At 71.2% G+C, this 17450-nt stretch carries 15 protein-coding genes; 11 read left to right on the plus strand and 4 right to left on the minus strand.

Annotated features, from left to right (window positions below):
• Window positions 1-10 precede the first annotated feature (10 nt).
• On the minus strand, window positions 11-526 hold the full coding sequence (locus tag ACWD4J_RS06965) for a hypothetical protein (protein WP_451394259.1): 516 nt from the start codon (window positions 524-526) through the stop codon (window positions 11-13).
• Between the two features lie 70 nt (window positions 527-596).
• The gene (locus ACWD4J_RS06970; protein ID WP_451394367.1) at window positions 597-1268 is read right to left on the minus strand and encodes a lysophospholipid acyltransferase family protein; all 672 of its coding nucleotides are present in this window, start codon (window positions 1266-1268) and stop codon (window positions 597-599) included.
• Window positions 1269-1607: 339 nt separating this feature from the next.
• On the opposite strand from ACWD4J_RS06970, the gene ACWD4J_RS06975 reads away from it, so the two are divergent.
• From ACWD4J_RS06975 to ACWD4J_RS06985, 3 genes are all read left to right on the plus strand, one after another.
• A complete protein-coding gene (locus ACWD4J_RS06975) occupies window positions 1608-2798 on the plus strand; it encodes a glycerophosphodiester phosphodiesterase (protein ID WP_451394260.1) in 1191 nt (396 codons plus the stop codon).
• A 99-nt stretch (window positions 2799-2897) separates the two neighbouring features.
• Window positions 2898-3395 carry an RNA polymerase sigma factor gene (locus ACWD4J_RS06980; protein ID WP_451394368.1) on the plus strand — a complete coding sequence of 166 codons (498 nt, stop codon included), beginning with the start codon at window positions 2898-2900 and terminating at the stop codon, window positions 3393-3395.
• Window positions 3396-3435: 40 nt separating this feature from the next.
• The gene (locus tag ACWD4J_RS06985; RefSeq protein WP_451394261.1) at window positions 3436-3939 is read left to right on the plus strand and encodes a GNAT family N-acetyltransferase; all 504 of its coding nucleotides are present in this window, start codon (window positions 3436-3438) and stop codon (window positions 3937-3939) included.
• An 87-nt stretch (window positions 3940-4026) separates the two neighbouring features.
• On the opposite strand, the gene ACWD4J_RS06990 is transcribed toward ACWD4J_RS06985, so the two are convergent.
• On the minus strand, window positions 4027-4404 hold the full coding sequence (locus ACWD4J_RS06990) for a hypothetical protein (protein ID WP_451394369.1): 378 nt from the start codon (window positions 4402-4404) through the stop codon (window positions 4027-4029).
• A 76-nt stretch (window positions 4405-4480) separates the two neighbouring features.
• Window positions 4481-4840 carry a hypothetical protein gene (locus ACWD4J_RS06995; RefSeq protein ID WP_451394262.1) on the minus strand — a complete coding sequence of 120 codons (360 nt, stop codon included), beginning with the start codon at window positions 4838-4840 and terminating at the stop codon, window positions 4481-4483.
• Between the two features lie 643 nt (window positions 4841-5483).
• Here ACWD4J_RS06995 and ACWD4J_RS07000 point away from each other — a divergent pair.
• From ACWD4J_RS07000 to cobA, 8 genes are all read left to right on the plus strand, one after another.
• Entirely contained in the window at window positions 5484-6527 is a 1044-nt protein-coding gene (locus tag ACWD4J_RS07000) for a methionine ABC transporter ATP-binding protein (protein WP_451394263.1), read from the plus strand.
• On the plus strand, window positions 6524-7321 hold the full coding sequence (locus ACWD4J_RS07005; RefSeq protein WP_451394264.1) for a methionine ABC transporter permease: 798 nt from the start codon (window positions 6524-6526) through the stop codon (window positions 7319-7321). The genes ACWD4J_RS07000 and ACWD4J_RS07005 overlap by 4 nt, the downstream gene beginning before the upstream one ends.
• Window positions 7322-7399: 78 nt before the next feature.
• Complete coding sequence (locus tag ACWD4J_RS07010) at window positions 7400-8233, plus strand: MetQ/NlpA family ABC transporter substrate-binding protein (protein ID WP_451394265.1); 834 nt, start codon at window positions 7400-7402, stop codon at window positions 8231-8233.
• Between the two features lie 30 nt (window positions 8234-8263).
• Complete coding sequence (locus ACWD4J_RS07015) at window positions 8264-9094, plus strand: MetQ/NlpA family ABC transporter substrate-binding protein (protein ID WP_451394266.1); 831 nt, start codon at window positions 8264-8266, stop codon at window positions 9092-9094.
• Between the two features lie 195 nt (window positions 9095-9289).
• On the plus strand, window positions 9290-9937 hold the full coding sequence (locus ACWD4J_RS07020) for a GNAT family N-acetyltransferase (RefSeq protein ID WP_451394267.1): 648 nt from the start codon (window positions 9290-9292) through the stop codon (window positions 9935-9937).
• Between the two features lie 243 nt (window positions 9938-10180).
• Window positions 10181-11431 (plus strand): precorrin-6y C5,15-methyltransferase (decarboxylating) subunit CbiE, encoded by a 1251-nt coding sequence (cbiE, locus tag ACWD4J_RS07025; protein WP_451394268.1) that lies wholly within the window; start codon window positions 10181-10183, stop codon window positions 11429-11431.
• A 409-nt stretch (window positions 11432-11840) separates the two neighbouring features.
• Window positions 11841-15959 carry a nicotinate-nucleotide--dimethylbenzimidazole phosphoribosyltransferase gene (cobT, locus tag ACWD4J_RS07030; RefSeq protein WP_451394269.1) on the plus strand — a complete coding sequence of 1373 codons (4119 nt, stop codon included), beginning with the start codon at window positions 11841-11843 and terminating at the stop codon, window positions 15957-15959.
• A gap of 220 nt (window positions 15960-16179) precedes the next feature.
• Window positions 16180-17424 (plus strand): uroporphyrinogen-III C-methyltransferase, encoded by a 1245-nt coding sequence (gene cobA / locus ACWD4J_RS07035; RefSeq protein WP_451394270.1) that lies wholly within the window; start codon window positions 16180-16182, stop codon window positions 17422-17424.
• Window positions 17425-17450: the final 26 nt, after the last annotated feature.

Raw genomic sequence — 17450 nt, forward strand, 5'->3', positions numbered from 1 at the left:
GGGCGCCCGGTCACGCCGCGAGGGCCTCCGCCCAGGAGGCCAGCGCGGTGAAGTCCTTGCGGGTCAGGCCGGTCCGCGGGTCGATCCAGAGCAGCAGCGCGGCGGCGGGGTGATGCCGCTCGACCCAGTCCCGGTCCGCGTCCGTGACCTCGTCGTCGACCCAGGCGAACGGCCGCCCCGCCGCGTACGCCACGATGTCCCGCGTCTTCCAGTAGGTGCCGTCGTCCTGCGAACCGAGGTGCAGCTCGCCCCAGTCGACGTACGGCAGCCGGGGCAGCCCCAGATGAGGGCCGATCCACTCGTTGGCCTCGCCCATCCAGGTGGTCGCCCAGACCAGGTCGTACGCCTCGGACAGCTCGAGCAGCTCCGCACCATGCCCGGGATGCAGCAGCACCGGCAGATACGGCGACGCGGTCCACCCCTCCGGCCGCGTCAGATGAACCGCATACCCCTCGGGCACGGGCCCCAGCAGCGCCATATAGGGATTGAGCGGCCCGTCGATATCAACGAAGAGAAACGGCTTCATGGCAACAGCTTCCGCTGTGAACCAGCCGTTCCGCTCCTTTCCGCTCCGCTTCGCTGCGGGCAGTCGTGCGTTACGCCGCCTTCGCCTTGGTGGCGTACATGTCCACGTACTCCTGCCCGGACAGCTGCATGACCTCGGTCATCACCGAGTCCGTCACGGCGCGCAGCACGTACCGGTCACGGTCCATGCCCTCGTACCGCGAGAACTCCATCGCCTCACCGAACCGGACCGTGACCCGCCCCGGCCGCGGCATCCCCGCACCGCCCGGCTGCAGCTTGTCCGTGCCGATCATCGCGAAGGGAACCACCGGCGCGCCGGTCATCAGCGTGAGCCGCGCGATCCCGGTCCGCCCCCGGTACAGACGGCCGTCGGGGGAGCGGGTCCCCTCGGGGTAGATCCCGAAGATCTTGCCCTCTTCCAGCACCCGCCGTCCGGTCATCAGCGCCGCCACGCCACCGTGCCCGCCGTCCCGGTCCACCGGGATCATGCCGACGCCGGTGAAGAACCAGGCCATCAGCCGGCCCTTGAGAGTCTTGCCCGTGACGTACTCGTCCTTGCCGATGAAGAAGACCTGACGGTCGCAGACCAGCGGCAGGATCATCGAGTCGATGAAGGTCAGGTGGTTGCCGGCCAGGATGACCGGACCGTCGCCCGGGATGTGCTCCGCGCCCTCGACCTGTGGGCGGAACATCAGGCGCATGATCGGTCCGAGCACTGCCTTGATGAGCGCGAAGCGGGACAACGGGTCCTCCGGTGTCAAGGGTCGAGGGTGAGTCTCTGCAGGTGAGGACGATACTCGCGGGCACCCGGTGGTTGCACACCGGGTTCACCGACTGGTTACGCATTGTTGAACCATGTTTACCTCCCGTGGCGTGCCGTTGCACGGCCGACATCCGGGCGACACCCTGCACCGGACATCAGGGCTCCCGTCCCGCCCCCGACTCTCCGTCAACGGGCAGCGCTCGTACGACATCCAGCATCACCCGCGTGTTCCGTCCAAGGTCTCCCACCCGTCACTTGAGGACACCTACGATCGTCCCGCTTTGGCAGGTGCAGGGCATCACTAGGGGAGGAGCGCGCAATGGGGACGCAGCGGACGCAGGGGTCTCAGGGGCAGCGGCAGGAAGCGGGCCTCGGCCGGCGCGCCGTGCTGGGGGCCGCGGTCCTCGGCGCGGGCGGAGCCGTCATCGGACTGCCCGGCACGGCTGCCGCCGCGGAACAGGCCACCGAACAGTACGGCGGCAAGGGCTACAAGGACCTGCCGGTGCCGACCATCATCGGGCACCGCGGCGCCAGCGGCTACCGGCCGGAACACACCTTCGGCTCCTACGAGCTGGCCCTCGACCTGGGCGCCCACGTCGTCGAGGCGGGCGACCTGGTGCCGACCAAGGACGGTCACCTCGTCTGCCGCCACGAGCCGGAGATCGGCGGCACCACGGACGTCGCGGACCATCCGGAGTTCGCCGACCGCAAGACCACCAAGGTCCTCGACGGGGTCTCCACCACGGGCTGGTTCACCGAGGACTTCACGCTCGCCGAGCTGAAGACCCTGCGCGCGATCGAGCGCATCCCGGCCAACCGCCCGCACAACACCCTCTACAACGGCCGCTGGGAGATCCCCACCTTCGAAGAGGTGCTCCAGTGGCAGGACGAGCAGACCCGCAAGCGCGGCAGGCAGGTCTGGATCTACCCCGAGACCAAGCACCCCACCTACTTCCGCAAGCTGGGCCTCGGCCTGGAGGAGCGCGTCGCCAAGCTGCTGCGCAAGTACGGCAAGGACAAGAAGAACTCGCCGGTCATCCTCCAGTCCTTCGAGCCGAGCAGCATCCAGCGCCTGGACAAGCTCGTCGACAACCCGCTCGTCGTGCTGCTGTCCGGCGCGAACACCCGCCCCTGGGACTTCGTCGATGCGGGCGACCCGCGCACCGTCGCCGACCTGGTCAAGCCCGACGGCCTGAAGTGGATCGCGTCCTACGCCCAGGGCATCGGCCCGACCGTCGACCTGATCATCCCGAAGGACGCGAGCGGCAAGCTCACCACGCCGACCACGCTGGTGGCGGACGCGCACGCGGAGGGGCTGATCCTCCACCCGTACACGATGCGCAACGAGAACCCCTTCCTGCCGGCCGAGTTCCGGAAGGGCACCGACCCGACCGCCTACGGCGACGCCTTCGGCGCCTTCAAGACGTACTTCGCCACCGGCATCGACGGGATCTTCACCGACAACGCGGACACCGGATTGCTGGCCCGCGCCGACTTCGTCAACGGCTGAACCCACCACCCCCGGATGGGGTGACGGACGCCCGCCCCGGCAACCATGTGCCGGGGCGGACGCGTTCTGCCCGACGTGATCCCCAGCACGCCCTACGACATGGTCGGCGCCCTGCGCCCCCTGCTGGCCGCCGAGGCATCGGCGGAGGCCGGTGCAGGTACCGAGCCCGGCGACCTCGAACAGGCCGTGTGGCTGCGCCTGCTGGAGCATGCGCACAGGGAAGGCCTGCCCAGGAACCCCGCCTCCTGGCTGGTCGATGCCGTCCGTGCAGAAGCGGACCGGCTCCGGCGCGCGACCCGGCACGAACTCCCTTACGCGGCCGAGCCGGTGGACGAAGCACGCCCCGGCCCCGAGCATCTCGCCCTGGCCGGCGCCCGGCGCCGGGCCCTCGACGCAGCGGTGCGGGGGCTGTCCGGCCGTTGCGCGCGACTGGTCGCGGCGCTGTTGTCGCCCCGGGACCTCACTTACCGGGAGATAGCGGCGGAGTTGGGTATCTCACAGGGCAGTCTTGGCCCGGAACGTTCCCGATGTCTGGGATGTCTTCGGAGATTGCTCGCCGCGGAGGTTGCAGCTCACAGCGCTCAGGGAAAAGAGTGAGGGACAACCGGCGGAGCAGGTGAGCGGGAGGCATGCACACATGGGCATGAGTGTGACCATCTCGGAGGCGATCGAGCAGGACGCCGAACAGATCCTCAAACTGCAGTACCTGTGCTACCAGAGCGAGGCCGAGCTCTACGGCGACTACTCCATCGAGCCGCTCACCCAGTCCCTCGACTCCGTCAGGGCCGAACTGCAGGGCGGCAGGGTGCTGGTGGCACGGCTCGGCGACGAGGTGGTGGCATCGGTGCGCGGCACGGTCGCGGCGGACGGCACGGCCCGCATCAACAAGCTGATCGTCCATCCGCGGATGCAGCGGCACGGGCTCGGCGGGCGGCTGCTGGACGCCATCGAGGAACGGCTCGTCGCGGAGGGCGCGGCTCGGCGCTTCGAGCTCTTCACCGGCCACCGCAGCGAGCGCAACCTGCGGCTGTACCGCAAGCACGGATACGCCCCGGTCGGCACCGAACGCGTCCACGACCGGCTCACGATGGTGACGCTGTCCAAGGACGCCGAGGCGAACGCTTTCGTCGCCAGCGCCTGACGGCTTGTTCCGCTTGTTCCGCCGAAGAGCGGGTGGGGTGGTCAGGGTTCTGGCTGGAGCCCGGCCCCTGCCGCTGAACGGTGCCGGTCAGCGCCCGGCGGCCGTGGCCCCGCGGGCCCGGCGCAGCCAGAACATCGCGGTCACCGGCAGGATCACCGGGATGAACAGATAGCCCATGCCGTAGTCCGACCAGACGGTGGCGTCCGGGAAGGCGGACGGCTCCGCCAGCGTCCAGGTCCCCACGATCAGCACGCCCGCAAGCTCGGCGGCGCAGCACACGAGCGCCGCCCTGCGGGCCGTCTCGCCGCCGCGTACGAGCGAGTACGTGATGAAGCCGTACACGACGCCCGCGACCGCGGACAGCGAGTAGGCGAGCGGGGCGTGGTCGAACTCGGTCGCGATCTGGACGATCGAGCGGGACACGGCGCCGACCACCATCACGCCGTACAGCCACACCAGCAGCATGCCCGGACCGCTGATCAGCCGGGTGCGGGGCCCGCGCGGACCGGTCACGGTCCCGTTCTCCTCGGACACGGCCACCTCAGCCTCCCCAGATGTCGTAGAGCCGCACCTCGAGCACGGCCAGCACCACGCCGCCCGCCGCGACCGTCGCCGAACCCCAGCGGGTGCGCTCCGTCAGCGACATGAGACCCACGGCCGGAACGCAGGCGAAGGCACCCAGCAGATACGCCACGAAGATCGCCGTGCCCTGCTCCGGCTTCTCGCCGCGCGCCAGCTGGACGATGCCGACCACCAGCTGGACCAAGGCGAGAAACGACACCACGGCCATACCGATGAAGTGCCAGTCCTTGGTCGGCTGGTCGCGGTAGGCGGCGAAACCGCACCAGGCGGCCAGCGCGAGCGCGGCGACGCTGGTCGCGACCGTCAGGGCATCAAGCATGCTGAGACCCTAATACGGGCCAAAGGGCCCGGGGCGCCCGGCCCCGGTGCCGGGCCGTTCGCACCCCCGGCGGTCAGGACGTTCGTCCCGTACGGGCAGGCCGACGGTCGCGACCGCCGTGGGATTGACCACAGCGAAGGGCGCTTCGGACCGGGTTGGGGCCTCCTGTGTGAACGATCTTCCGGCCCGTCCGTGCAGGTCATACGCAGGAACCAGGGCAATGCCGCGAACCGGGGCCCCGTCCATGGGTGTCCGCTATTCGGACAGCGAGTAACCGGGTCCGACATGACTTCTGCTTTACTTGATGCATGACCACGACGAGCTACCGCGTATCCGCGACCGAGGCGATCACGACGCCCGGTGCTCGTTGTATGTGTCGAATGTGCGCCTTCTGAGGGCCCCCAGCACCGCCACAGAGCCTCGCGCCCCGAAGCGAGACTGCCAGCCATGTCCGTAGGTGACTGCACACGCTGATCTGCACAACCTGACAGCTGCCTGCCACCACGCACGGACCGAGCCTGCCCCGCGCACACGCTTCTCCCCGGTTCCATCGCCATCCGCGAGAACCGTGCCGCGTTCCGACCATGAATGCCCCGTGCCGGCCGCCATCCGCGCCGCGCACTCGACAGTGACGGAAACACACGTGATCACCACATCGGGCCTCACGAAGGTCTACCGCTCCCGCGGCCGCGAGGTGACCGCCCTCGACGGCGTCGACCTCCACGTCCGCGAAGGCGAGGTGTACGGCGTCATCGGCCAGAGCGGCGCCGGAAAGTCCTCGCTGATCCGCTGCGTCAACCTCCTGGAGCGCCCCACCACCGGCACCGTGACCGTCGCCGGCCAGGACCTCACCGCCCTCGCCGGACGCGGCCCGCGCGCCGGCAAGGAGCTGCGCGAGGCCCGCAGCCGCATCGGCATGGTCTTCCAGCACTTCAACCTGCTGTCGTCGCGCACCGTCCAGGCCAACGTCGAGCTGCCGCTCGAGATCCTCGGCATCTCCGGCAAGGAGCGCTCCCGCAAGGCCCTCGAACTCCTCGACCTCGTCGGCCTCTCCGACAAGGCGAAGGCCTACCCCGCCCAGCTCTCCGGCGGTCAGAAGCAGCGCGTCGGCATCGCCCGCGCCCTCGCCGGCGACCCGAAGGTGCTGCTCTCCGACGAGGCCACCAGCGCCCTCGACCCCGAGACCACCCGCTCCATCCTCCAGCTGCTGCGTGACCTGAACCGGCAGCTCGGCCTGACCGTTCTGCTCATCACGCACGAGATGGACGTCGTCAAGTCCGTCTGCGACTCGGCAGCCCTCATGGAGAAGGGCCGGATCGTCGAGTCCGGCACGGTGACCGAGCTCCTCGCCACCCCCGGCTCGGAGCTGGCCGCGGCCCTCTTCCCGGTGAGCGGCGACGCCACCGGTGACGACCGCACCGTCGTCGACGTCACCTTCCACGGCGAGGCCGCGACCCAGCCCGTCATCTCGCAGCTCTCCCGCACGTACAACATCGACATCTCGATCCTCGGCGCCGCGATGGACACCGTCGCGGGCAAGCAGGTCGGCCGGATGCGCATCGAACTGCCCGGCCGCTACGAGGACAACGTCGTGCCCATCGGCTTCCTGCGCGAACAGGGGCTGCAGATCGACGTCGTCGAAAAAACAGCCCAGGAGCCCGTGCTGCTGAAGGAAGGTGCCAAGTGACCTGGTCGGAGATGCAGCCGCTGCTGTCGCAGGCGTGTTGGGACACGTTCTACATGGTCGGCTGGTCGACGCTCATCGCGATCGTCGGCGGTCTGCCTCTCGGCATCCTGCTGGTCCTCACGGACAAGGGCGGGCTGCTGCAGAACACCTTCCTGAACAAGGTGATCGGGCAGATCGTGAACGTCGCCCGCTCGCTGCCGTTCATCATCCTGATGGTGGCGCTGATGGGCTTCACCCGCTGGATCACCGGCACCTCCATCGGCCGCGAGGCCGCGATCGTGCCTCTTGCGATCGGCGCCATCCCGTTCTTCGCGCGGCTCGTCGAGACGGCTGTCCGCGAAGTGGACGGCGGCCTTGTCGAGGCCGTGCAGGCCATGGGCGGCAACACCTGGACCGTCGTACGCAAGGTCCTCGTCCCCGAGTCGCTGCCGTCACTCATCGCCAGCGCCACCACCACGATCGTCGCGCTCGTCGGGTTCTCGGCGCAGGCGGGCACGGTCGGCGCCGGCGGACTAGGCGACGTCGCCATCCGCTACGGCTACCAGCGGTTCGAGACCGGTCTGATGTGGATCACCGTGGCCATCCTCGCCGTCGTCATCTCCGTCATCCAGTTCGCCGGCGACTACGCCGCACGCGGGCTGCACCGGCGAGGCGGCCGCTCCGGGGCCGCCCCGAAGCTCAGGTTCCTGAAGGCGGAGGCTCCCGCCGCGGGTGCCGCCGCTGCCGCGACCGTCCCGGCCCAGGCCACGGACGCCGACAAGGTCCCGGCCCCCGAGGTGACCAAGGTCTCCTGAGCCCGAACCCACCGGCTCCCCCCATCTCCCCGCCCACCCACGACGGGGTCGCACCACCCATGGAGAAAGGCACTTTTCGTGCGTAACACCGCCAAGATCACCACCGCCGTCCTCGCCGCCGGAGCACTCACCTTCGGGCTCACCGCCTGCGGTTCGGACTCCGACTCGGGCGCCAAGGCCGACGCCTCCGACCCGCTGGTCGTCGCCGCCACCCCGGTTCCGCACGCCGAGATCCTCACCTACGTCAAGGACAACCTGGCGAAGAAGGCGGGCCTCAACCTCGAGGTCAAGGAGTTCACGGACTACGTCACGCCGAACACGGCGACCGAGGACGGGTCCGTGGACGCCAACTACTTCCAGACCGAGCCGTACCTCGAGGACTTCAACAAGAAGAACGGCACTCACCTCAAGTCCGTCGTATCGGTGCACCTGGAGCCGCTCGGCCTGTACTCGAACAAGGTCAAGAAGGCCGACGACCTCAAGAGCGGTGCGACCATCGCCGTCCCCAACGACACCGTCACCGAGGCCCGGGCCCTGCAGTTGCTCGCCGCCAACGGGCTCATCACCCTCAAGGACGGCGCCGGCACGGCGGCCACCCCCGCCGACATCACCAAGAACCCGAAGAACCTCAAGTTCAAGGAGCTGGAGGCGGCCCAGACCCCGCGCGCCCTGAACGACGTCGACGCCGCCGTCATCAACGGCAACTACGCCCTCGAAGCCGACCTCAAGCCGGCCAAGGACGCCCTCGTCCTGGAGTCCGCCAAGGACAACCCGAACGTCAACCTCCTCGTCGTCAAGGACGGCAACCAGGACGACCCGCGCGTGCAGAAGCTCGCCAAGCTGCTCACGTCCGACGAGGTGAAGAAGTTCATCGAGGACAAGTACGACGGCTCCGTCATCCCGTCGTTCTGAGCCGGCCCGAGCAACGGAGACAGTCGCACCATGCGCAAGACAGCCATACCCGCCGCGGCCGCAGGGATCGCCCTGGTCCTGGGCCTGACCGCCTGCGGTTCGGGCTCCTCGTCCGAGGGCGGTGACGGCAAGGGCACGCTCGTCGTGGGCGCCACCGCGGTCCCGGCCGGCGAGGTCCTCACCTACATCAAGGACAACCTGGCGGAGAAGGCCGGCCTCGATCTGGAGATCAAGGAGTTCACGGACTACGTCCTGCCGAACACCGCGCTCAACGAGGGCTCGCTCGACGCCAACCTGTACCAGAACAAGCCGTTCCTGGACGACTTCAACAAGTCCAAGGGCACGGACCTGGTCCCCGTCGTGCAGGCGTACCTGCCCCCCATGGGCGTGTACTCCAAGAAGGTCGAGGACGTCGCCGACCTCCCCGACGGCGCCACCGTCACCGTGCCCAACGACACCACCAACGAGGGCCGGGCGCTGAAGCTTCTCGCGGCTCAGGGCGTCATCGAGCTCAAGAAGGACGCGGGGACGGACGCATCGCCGGCGGACATCGTGTCCAACCCGAAGAAGCTCGTCATCAAGGAGCTGGAGCCGGCTCAGCTGCCCCGCTCCCTCGACGACGTCGGCGCGTCCGTGATCAACAACAACTTCGCCCAGGACGCGGGCCTCAGCCCCACCGAGGACGCCATCCACCTGGAGTCCGCGGAGAACAACCCGTACGCCAACATCCTCGCCGTCAAGCGCGGCAACGAGGACGACCCGCGGGTCGAGAAGCTGGTGAAGCTCCTCAAGTCGTCCGAGGTGAAGAAGTTCATCGAGGACAAGTACAAGGGCTCGGTCCTGCCGGTCACCGGCGCCTGACACCCTTTTGTCCACCATGGGGTCCGCTTCCGAACGGGAGCGGACCCCATGGTGCAGTTCCGCGCCGCGATGCTGCATGCTGGGGCATTCACACCAGGACTTACGGTCAACAGGGCTTACGGTCCACCGGGCTTCATGGCCTACCGGGCTTATGGTCTACCGGGCTTACGGTTCCTGACGGTTACGGAGCAGCGCATGACGACAGCCTTCTCGGGGTTCCCCAACATCTCCATCAGCACGGAGCGGTTGGTGCTGCGTCCCCTCGACGAGGACGACGTGCCCGCGCTGGCCGCGATGATGAACGACGAGCAGGTCGGCGCCTGGACCGACGTGCCCCAGCCCTACACCGAGGACCAGGCCCGCGGCTGGATCACGGAGTACGCGCCGAGGGAGCGGGAGGCGGGCCGCGGCCTCGACCTCGCCGTCACCGAGTTCCTCACCCAGCGCCTGGTCGGCATCGTCCAGCTCACCAAGACGAACTGGCATGTCCGCTCCACCGAGTTGTCGTACGTCATCGCCCCCTGGGCCCGCGGCGAGGGCTATGCCTCCGAGGCGGCCCTCGCCACCGCCCAATGGCTCTTCGGAGACCAGAAGTTCGAGCGCATCGAGCTGCGCACGGCGGCCGACAACACCGCCTCCCAGCAGGTCGCCCAGAAGATCGGCTGCATCAGCGAGGGCGTCCTGCGCAACGCTTGCATAGCGCACATGCGCGCCGACGACGGCACCTGGACCGACGTGCGCACCGACTTCATCGTGTGGAGCCTGCTGCCCGAGGACCTCGACGGCGTCATCGACCAGCTCTCGGAAGCCGGCGGCTTCACGGCGTTCTCCGACTGGTCCTGACCCGGCACCGCTGTGCCGTGGGCAATCGTTCCTCCCCCAGGTCCTTCAGGCAACGGGGGAGGGTGGGCCCAACCCGCGACGGCGGGTGTGTAGCGGTGTGCGGGCCTCCCGACCCGCTCCGCTCCGAGCCGAGGCCGGCACCTCCGAGAGCGCCGGGCAGGTTCACCAGGTACGCTCACGGTGCCCTCGGGTGCCGCGTGTGCCCCCTGACCACCTGCGAGAACCCTCGGGAGACTGACGACGATGGCCGACCGGGTCACGGTGATCGGCTGGGACGGTTCGCCACTGACCGACGCGGCGCGCTCCGCGCTCGCGGCCGCCACGCTCGTGGCCGGCGCGGGACACCATCTGGCGCTCCCCGAGGTGCCCGCGGCCTCCGAACGGATCCGCCTCGGCAGCGTCTCCCTGGCCGCCCGCCGTATCGCGGCCCACCGCGGCACCGCCGTCGTCCTGGCCGACGGCGACCCCGGCTTCTTCGGCGTCGTACGCACCCTGCGCGCCCCCGAGTTCGGCCTCGAGGTGGAAGTGGTGCCCGCCGTCTCCTCCGTGGCCACCGCGTTCGCCCGCGCGGGAATGCCCTGGGACGACGCGCAGATCGTCGTCGCCCACCCCCGTACCCTGCGGCGCGCCGTGAACGTGTGCCGCGCCCACACCAAGGTCGCCGTCCTCACCTCTCCCGGAGCCGGCCCCGCCGAGCTCGGCCTCCTCCTCGAAGGCGTCCACCGCACGTTCGTCATCTGCGAGGAGCTCGGCACCGACCGCGAACAGGTCACCGTCGTCACCTCCGACAAGGCCGCCGACCACACCTGGCGCGACCCCAACGTCGTCATCGTCATCGGCGGCCCCGTCGCCGCATCCGAGAACGGCGGCTGGATCGCCGGACGCGACCAGGCGGCCGTCCCCGGGGCCGAGACCCCCGGTGGCCCCCCGTCACGAGGCTGGGCGCTGCCCGCCGAGGAGTACGGCAGTGAGCCCGACGAGGGCGAGACGGGCAGTATGCGCGCCGCCCAACTCGCCCGCCTCGGCCCGCGCGTGGGCGACCTCGTCTGGGACATCGGCTCCGGCAGCGGCGCCTTCGCCACGGAGGCCGCCCGCTTCGGCGCAGCCGTCATCGCCGTCGACCGCGACAGCGACGCGTGCGCCCGCACCCTCGCCGCCGCCCGCCGCTTCGGCGTCCAGCTGCAGATCGTGCACGGCTCCGCCCCGCACATCCTGGAGGACCTTCCCGAGCCCGATGTCGTACGCGTCGGGGGCGGGGGAGCGGCGGTGGTCTCCGCCGTCGCCGACCGCCGCCCCGAACGGATCGTCACGCACGCCGCGACCCGCGACGAGGCCGAACTCATCGGCCGGGACCTGACGGAGCACGGATACGCCGTCGAGTGCGCCCTCCTGCAGTCCGTCGAACTCGACACGCGCGCGTGGACCGAGAAAAACCGGACGGTCGCCTTCCTGCTCGCGGGAGTCAGGGAAGGGCGGATCGAGCCGCCTCGCTGAAGAGTGTCGGTCTTGTGACGGATGGGGCCGAACGGGCGCCCCGCGAACCTGCCGCCACACCCTGCGCGGTAGGCTGGCCGATCGTTGTACTGCACTCGGGTGACTGATGGTTCGTCGGTCAATGTCCGGAAAGCACGCCCGTTTTGGGGGTGTGTGTGGTACGGCGGGACCGGAGGGCACGCGACGTGGCGCAGTCCACAGCGGAACCGTGGCGCATCCAGCTGCCGCGGTGGCGGTCCGCCCGGAACAATGCCGGTTGACGGCATTGGCGGCGGCCCGTTCGTGCCGCGTGGCGCGCACGCTCGTTCTTCATGACGGGCGGTCGGTGCGCCGCTCCGGGCACAGGGGCCGCCCCGGCCGAAGGCCGGGAACGGTCGAAGAAGCACTAACCGATGGGCGAGGGGTACGCATGACCGACACCGGCCAGGGCCCGGGCGAGGGACTGCCGGAGAGCGCAGGCATGGTGGAGCAGCCGGGCGTCCCCGCGCCCGGTGCGTACACCTACCTCGGCCCCTCCGAGAACTCCGCCGATGAGGACGACCTGCTGTTGATGCCGGGTGCCCAGGGCGCGTGGAGCGAGGGGCAGACGCCGGCACCCGCGGCCGTCGCCCACGAGCCCGGGCCGCACGAGATGGCGGGCAGGGACAGCGGCTCGGTCGACCTCAGCGGTGTCCGCGTCCCCGCCCCGGCGGTCTCGCCCGCGCCCGCGCGCCGCCCGCTGCACCTCGGCCCGCCCGTGCCGGACAGCAGCGCGAGCCCGGTGCGTTCGCTCGCCGACCGGGGTCCGGCCAGTACGCCGCCGAACCCGGTGTCCCTGCGGCAGCGGCACGCAGGCCCGCCCACAATCGGACCCGAGTACCTCGACATTCCGCGTGGTGACGCGGACTCCTCCGTGGCGGCAACCAGCGGGACCGCGCCCGGCGCCGCCGCCGCGTGGGCACCCCAGCCTCATTCCGAGGCACTTGGCGCCGTCCATGCAACCTCCGCAGAAACGGTCGGTCCTGACGCGGCCGCGCAGCCTGCGCCGGGACCCGCGGACGCGGCCTTCGCCCCGTCCGCGGCGCACGCGATGGATGCCGGGCTCTTTGCACCGGGCGTCGATGCAGGCCGGATCCAGCACGGTGGAGACGCGGCGCAGCCGCTGCAGGGCGAAGCCGCCCATGTGCAGCTCGGTGCCGCGGAGCTCGGCGGAGAGGCCGTGCAGGCGCCGCACCCCGGCGTGGCCCCACACAATGGGTACGTCGCTCAGCAGGCCGTGGACCCGGCCCAGTTCGCCCAGGCAGCCGATGGGTACCTGCCGGGCCAGCTGCCCGCTGCGGATGCGGGGGCGCACGGGTTCCCCGTCACGGCCCAGGTGCCGGCGCCCGTACCGACCGCCGGCTCCGGACAGTTCGTGTACGTGGACGAGTCCGCTCCGGCGGGCCCGCCGTCCGCCGGTGAGCCGTTCTCCCTCGACCTCACGCGCGACGCCGAACCGCTGCAGGTTCCGCACGACGTGCAGGACCCTGCCACCGGGTTCGCCCCGGACGCGGCGCAGACGGGGCAGCCCGCCGGGTTCACGTCCGACGCTGCGCGGGCCGCCCATGGGCAGGCGTATCCGGGAACACCGCTGGACGAGGCGGTGCCGGTCGCCGGCGATCCGCTGGGCCACGCCGAACAGGCCCCGCAGGGTACGGGCGCGGACGACGCCGAGCAGGCGGGACTCGCCCCCGTGGCCGCCGATGTCCCGGCCGCCGCCGAGACCCCTGCCGCACCGAACGGCGTCGCCCCGCACGCCGAGGGCGCGAGCACGCAGCTGGAGACGGCCGGCGTGCTCAACGGCACCGGCGTCGCACTGCCCGATGGTTCCGGCGTACTGCCCGACGGCTCCGCCGAGCTGCCGGTCGTCCCCTCGGCCGTCGAGGACCACGGCGCCCAGCCGATCGGCGAGTTCGTGCCGGTCGAGGGGTCGGTGCCGACCACGCCGCACCTGGCGCCCACGCCCCCGCACGCCCTGACCGTACCGCCGCTGCCGCCCCTCGATGAGCAGGGCGAAGCCGCCGTTGTCGCGAACGCCGAGGCGGCGGAGCCCGCCGAGGAGGCACCGCTGCCGGTCGCCGAGGCGGTCGAGCCGACTGCCGAGCCCACCGTCGCCCAGGCAGGCACCCAGGAGGGCGCCCCTGTCGCAGCGGCAGTGACAGTGGCAGTGGCAGCGGACGATTCTGCCGTCGTCGCCGCAGACGTGCCGTCCACCGCGCAGGAGGAGGACGGTACCGTCGCCGCGCCGGCGGAACAGATCCCCGCCGCACGGTGCGAGGAGACCCCCCTCGCACCGGCTGCGGACACGCAGGTCGCACAGGCGGAGGAGATCCCGGCCGCACCTTCTGCAGAGACGACCGCCGACCTCGCGGAGACCCGCGTCGCGCCGGTTCAGGACGCCGTGACCGAGCCCATGCCTTCCCTGGCATCCGAGCCCGAGCCCGAGCCCGAGTCCGAGCCTGCCGTCGTATCGGTCCCCGAACAGGCGACCGCTCCGGACAGCACCGCGGCCGAATCCGAGCAGGAGGCCACCGGCACCATGCCCGAGCAGGAGCCCGTCGGCACCGTGCCCGCGCCGCGCGACGGCGAACAGCCCACACCCGTTCCCACCGCGGAGGCAGTACCCGTGCCGGACAGTGACGTCCAGGAGCCCGAGCCGCTCGTCGCACAGAACGCCGACAGCCTGGACACACAGGAGGCCCCCGAGGCCACGGCAGAAGCAGGGACGGAGGCCGCCGTCCTCGCGAAGATCCCGGAAATCCCTGGGCAGCAGGCAGGCCCCCCGGCCCCCGGTTACGACGACGCCGAACGCGAGGCGGTCCTGCGCGTCATGCGCGAGCGCCGCGACATCCGCAACGGCTTCCGCAGCGATCCCATCCCGCACGAGGTCCTGCTCCGTGTCCTGGAGGCGGCCCACACCGCGCCGTCCGTCGGCCACTCCCAGCCCTGGGACTTCGTCGTCATCCGCTCCGCCGAGACCCGGCAGGCGATGCACGAACTGGCCATGCGCCAGCGCGAGGCGTACGCGCAGTCGCTGCCCAAGGGCCGCGCCAAGCAGTTCAAGGAACTGAAGATCGAGGCCATCCTCGAGACCCCGGTGAACATCGTCGTCACCGCCGACCCCACCCGCGGCGGCCGCCACACCCTCGGCCGCTACACGCAGCCGCAGATGGCCCCGTACTCCTCGGCGCTCGCCGTCGAGAACCTGTGGCTGGCCGCGCGGGCCGAGGGCCTCGGAGTCGGCTGGGTCAGCTTCTTCGACGAGCGCGAAATGGTGCGGGCGCTGGGTCTGCCCGAACACCTGGAGGTAGTCGCGTACCTCTGTGTCGGATACGTCGAGGAGTTCCCGGAGGAGCCGGAGTTGATGCAGGCCGGCTGGTCCAAGCGCCGCCCGCTGTCGTGGGTCGTCCACGAGGAGACGTACGGGCGCCGGGCCCTGCCCGGTGAGGAGCCGCACGACCTGCTCGCCGAGACCGTCGCGGGCATCCGGCCGCTGGACGCCAAGGCGCTCGGCGAGGCCTGGGAGCGCCAGAAGCGCATGACGAAGCCCGCCGGCGCGCTCGGCATGCTGGAGATCATCTCCGCTCAGCTCTGCGGCCTGTCGCGGATGTGCCCGCCGCCGATCCCGGAGCCCGCCGCCGTCGCGATCTTCGCCGGCGACCACGGTGTGCACGCCCAGGGCGTCACCCCCTGGCCGCAGGAGGTCACCGGCCAGATGGTGGCCAACTTCCTCGGCGGCGGCGCCGTCTGCAACGCCTTCGCCAACCAGGTGGGCGCCGAGGTCTGCGTCATCGACGTGGGCGTCGCCTCCGACCTGCCCTCGACGCCCGGCCTGCTGCCCCGCAAGGTGCGCGCCGGCACCGCCGACATGACCACGGGCCCCGCGCTCACCCGCGAGGAGGTCAAGGCGGCGATCGAGGTGGGCATCGAGACGGCCCGCGACCTGGTGGCCGCCGGTAACAAGGCGCTGCTCACCGGCGAGATGGGCATCGCCAACACCACCGCGTCCGCCGCGCTCATCTCCGTCTTCACGGGCGCCGACCCCGCCGAGGTGACCGGCCGGGGCACCGGCATCAACGACGAGACGCTGGCTCGCAAGACCGAGGTCGTCCGCCGCGCCCTGGAGTTCCACCAGCCCGACCCGAACGATCCGATCGGCGTCCTCGCGGCGGTCGGCGGACTCGAACACGCCGCGATGGCGGGCCTGTTGCTGGGCGGCGCATCGCTGCGTACGCCCGTCATCCTCGACGGCGTGAGCGCGGGCGCCGCAGCCCTGGTGGCCCGGGCCATCGCCCCCGAGGTGCTGGCCGCCTGCGTCGCCGGCCACCGCAGCGCCGAGCCGGGCCACATGGCGGCCCTCAACAAGCTGGGCCTGCGCCCCCTGGTCGACCTCGACCTCCGCCTCGGCGAGGGCACGGGCGCCCTCCTGGCCCTCCCCCTGGTCCAGAGCGCAGCAAGGGCCATGCACGAGGTGGCAACGTTCGACTCGGCGGGAGTCACGGAGAAGTAGGGTCCCAGGCGTCCCGGGTGTGTGGGCAGGACGCCCCCGGACCCGCCGACGGGGTCCGGGGCGGAGCCCCGGTTTCAGGAAGGGGCGGGGGTAGGGGAAAGAAAACGCCCCCACCCCCGCCGTATCGTGGACCCGCACCTAAAATCCGCACGTCAAGGGCCGCTCCAGAGCCGCAGCGCCCCATCTGCACCGCCGCCCGGAAGAGGAGCCGCACCTCACCATGGCCGAAAACCCCGCCTACCCCGTAGGCCTCCGCCTGACCGGCCGCCGAGTCGTCGTGCTGGGCGGCGGCCAGGTGGCCCAGCGCCGCCTCCCGGCGCTCATCGCGGCCGGCGCCGACGTCCACCTCGTATCCCCGGAGGCGACCCCCTCCGTCGAGGCGATGGCGGACGCGGGCGAGATCACCTGGCACCGTCGCCGGTACGAGGACGGAGACCTGGCCGAGGCCTGGTACGCGCTGATCGCCACCAGCGACACCGAGGCGAACACCGCCGCCTCCGCCGAGGCGGAGCACCGCCGCGTCTGGTGCGTCCGCTCCGACAACGCCGACGCCGCCACCGCCTGGACCCCCGCGACGGGCCACAGCGAGGGCGTCACCGTCGCCGTGCTCACCACGGACGCCCAGGGCCGCGACCCGCGCCACACGGCCGCCATCCGCGACGCCGTGGTCGAGGGCCTGCGCGACGGCACGCTGGTCGCACCGCACCACCGCACACGCACCCCGGGCGTGGCCCTCGTCGGCGGCGGACCGGGCGACCCGGACCTGATCACGGTGCGCGGCCGCCGCCTGCTCGCCGAGGCCGACGTGGTGATCGCCGACCGCCTCGGCCCCCGCGACCTGCTCGCCGAACTCCCGCCGCACGTCGAGGTCATCGACGCGGCGAAGATCCCGTACGGCCGGTTCATGGCCCAGGAGGCCATCAATAACGCCCTCATCGAGCACGCCAAGGCCGGCAAGTCGGTCGTACGGCTCAAGGGCGGCGACCCGTTCGTCTTCGGGCGCGGCATGGAGGAGGCGCAGGCGCTCGTCGAGGCCGGCATCCCGTACACCGTCGTGCCCGGCATCTCCAGTTCGATCTCCGTGCCCGGCGCCGCGGGCATCCCCGTCACGCACCGCGGAGTCGCTCACGAGTTCACCGTCGTCAGCGGCCATGTGGCGCCGGACGACGAGCGGTCGCTGGTCGACTGGGCCGCGCTCGCGAAGCTGCGCGGCACCCTGGTCGTACTCATGGGCGTCGACAAGATCGGCAAGATCGCCGAGACGCTGGTGGCGCACGGCAAGCCCGCGGACACGCCGGTCGCACTGGTCCAGGAGGGCACGACGGCCGCCCAGCGCCGCGTCGACGCGACCCTCGCCACGGTCGCCGAGACCGTCCGCACGCACGAGGTGAAGCCTCCGGCCGTCATCGTCATCGGCGAGGTCGTGAAGGTGTCGGACGGCAGGGCGCCGGGCGGGGCCGGGTAACCCCGGGTAACAGAAGTCGTTCCAAG

Source organism: Streptomyces sp. NPDC002577 (genome assembly GCF_053594815.1).

Coding starts and splice junctions, on each gene's coding strand:
- ACWD4J_RS06965 (WP_451394259.1), bottom strand. CDS start 526: ATGAAGCCGTTTCTCTTCGTTGATATCGACGGGCCGCTCAATCCCTAT.
- ACWD4J_RS06975 (WP_451394260.1), top strand. CDS start 1,608: ATGGGGACGCAGCGGACGCAGGGGTCTCAGGGGCAGCGGCAGGAAGCG.
- ACWD4J_RS06980 (WP_451394368.1), top strand. CDS start 2,898: ATGGTCGGCGCCCTGCGCCCCCTGCTGGCCGCCGAGGCATCGGCGGAG.
- ACWD4J_RS06985 (WP_451394261.1), top strand. CDS start 3,436: ATGGGCATGAGTGTGACCATCTCGGAGGCGATCGAGCAGGACGCCGAA.
- ACWD4J_RS06990 (WP_451394369.1), bottom strand. CDS start 4,404: ATGCTGCTGGTGTGGCTGTACGGCGTGATGGTGGTCGGCGCCGTGTCC.
- ACWD4J_RS06995 (WP_451394262.1), bottom strand. CDS start 4,840: ATGCTTGATGCCCTGACGGTCGCGACCAGCGTCGCCGCGCTCGCGCTG.
- ACWD4J_RS07015 (WP_451394266.1), top strand. CDS start 8,264: ATGCGCAAGACAGCCATACCCGCCGCGGCCGCAGGGATCGCCCTGGTC.
- ACWD4J_RS07020 (WP_451394267.1), top strand. CDS start 9,290: ATGACGACAGCCTTCTCGGGGTTCCCCAACATCTCCATCAGCACGGAG.
- cbiE (WP_451394268.1), top strand. CDS start 10,181: ATGGCCGACCGGGTCACGGTGATCGGCTGGGACGGTTCGCCACTGACC.
- cobT (WP_451394269.1), top strand. CDS start 11,841: ATGACCGACACCGGCCAGGGCCCGGGCGAGGGACTGCCGGAGAGCGCA.
- cobA (WP_451394270.1), top strand. CDS start 16,180: ATGGCCGAAAACCCCGCCTACCCCGTAGGCCTCCGCCTGACCGGCCGC.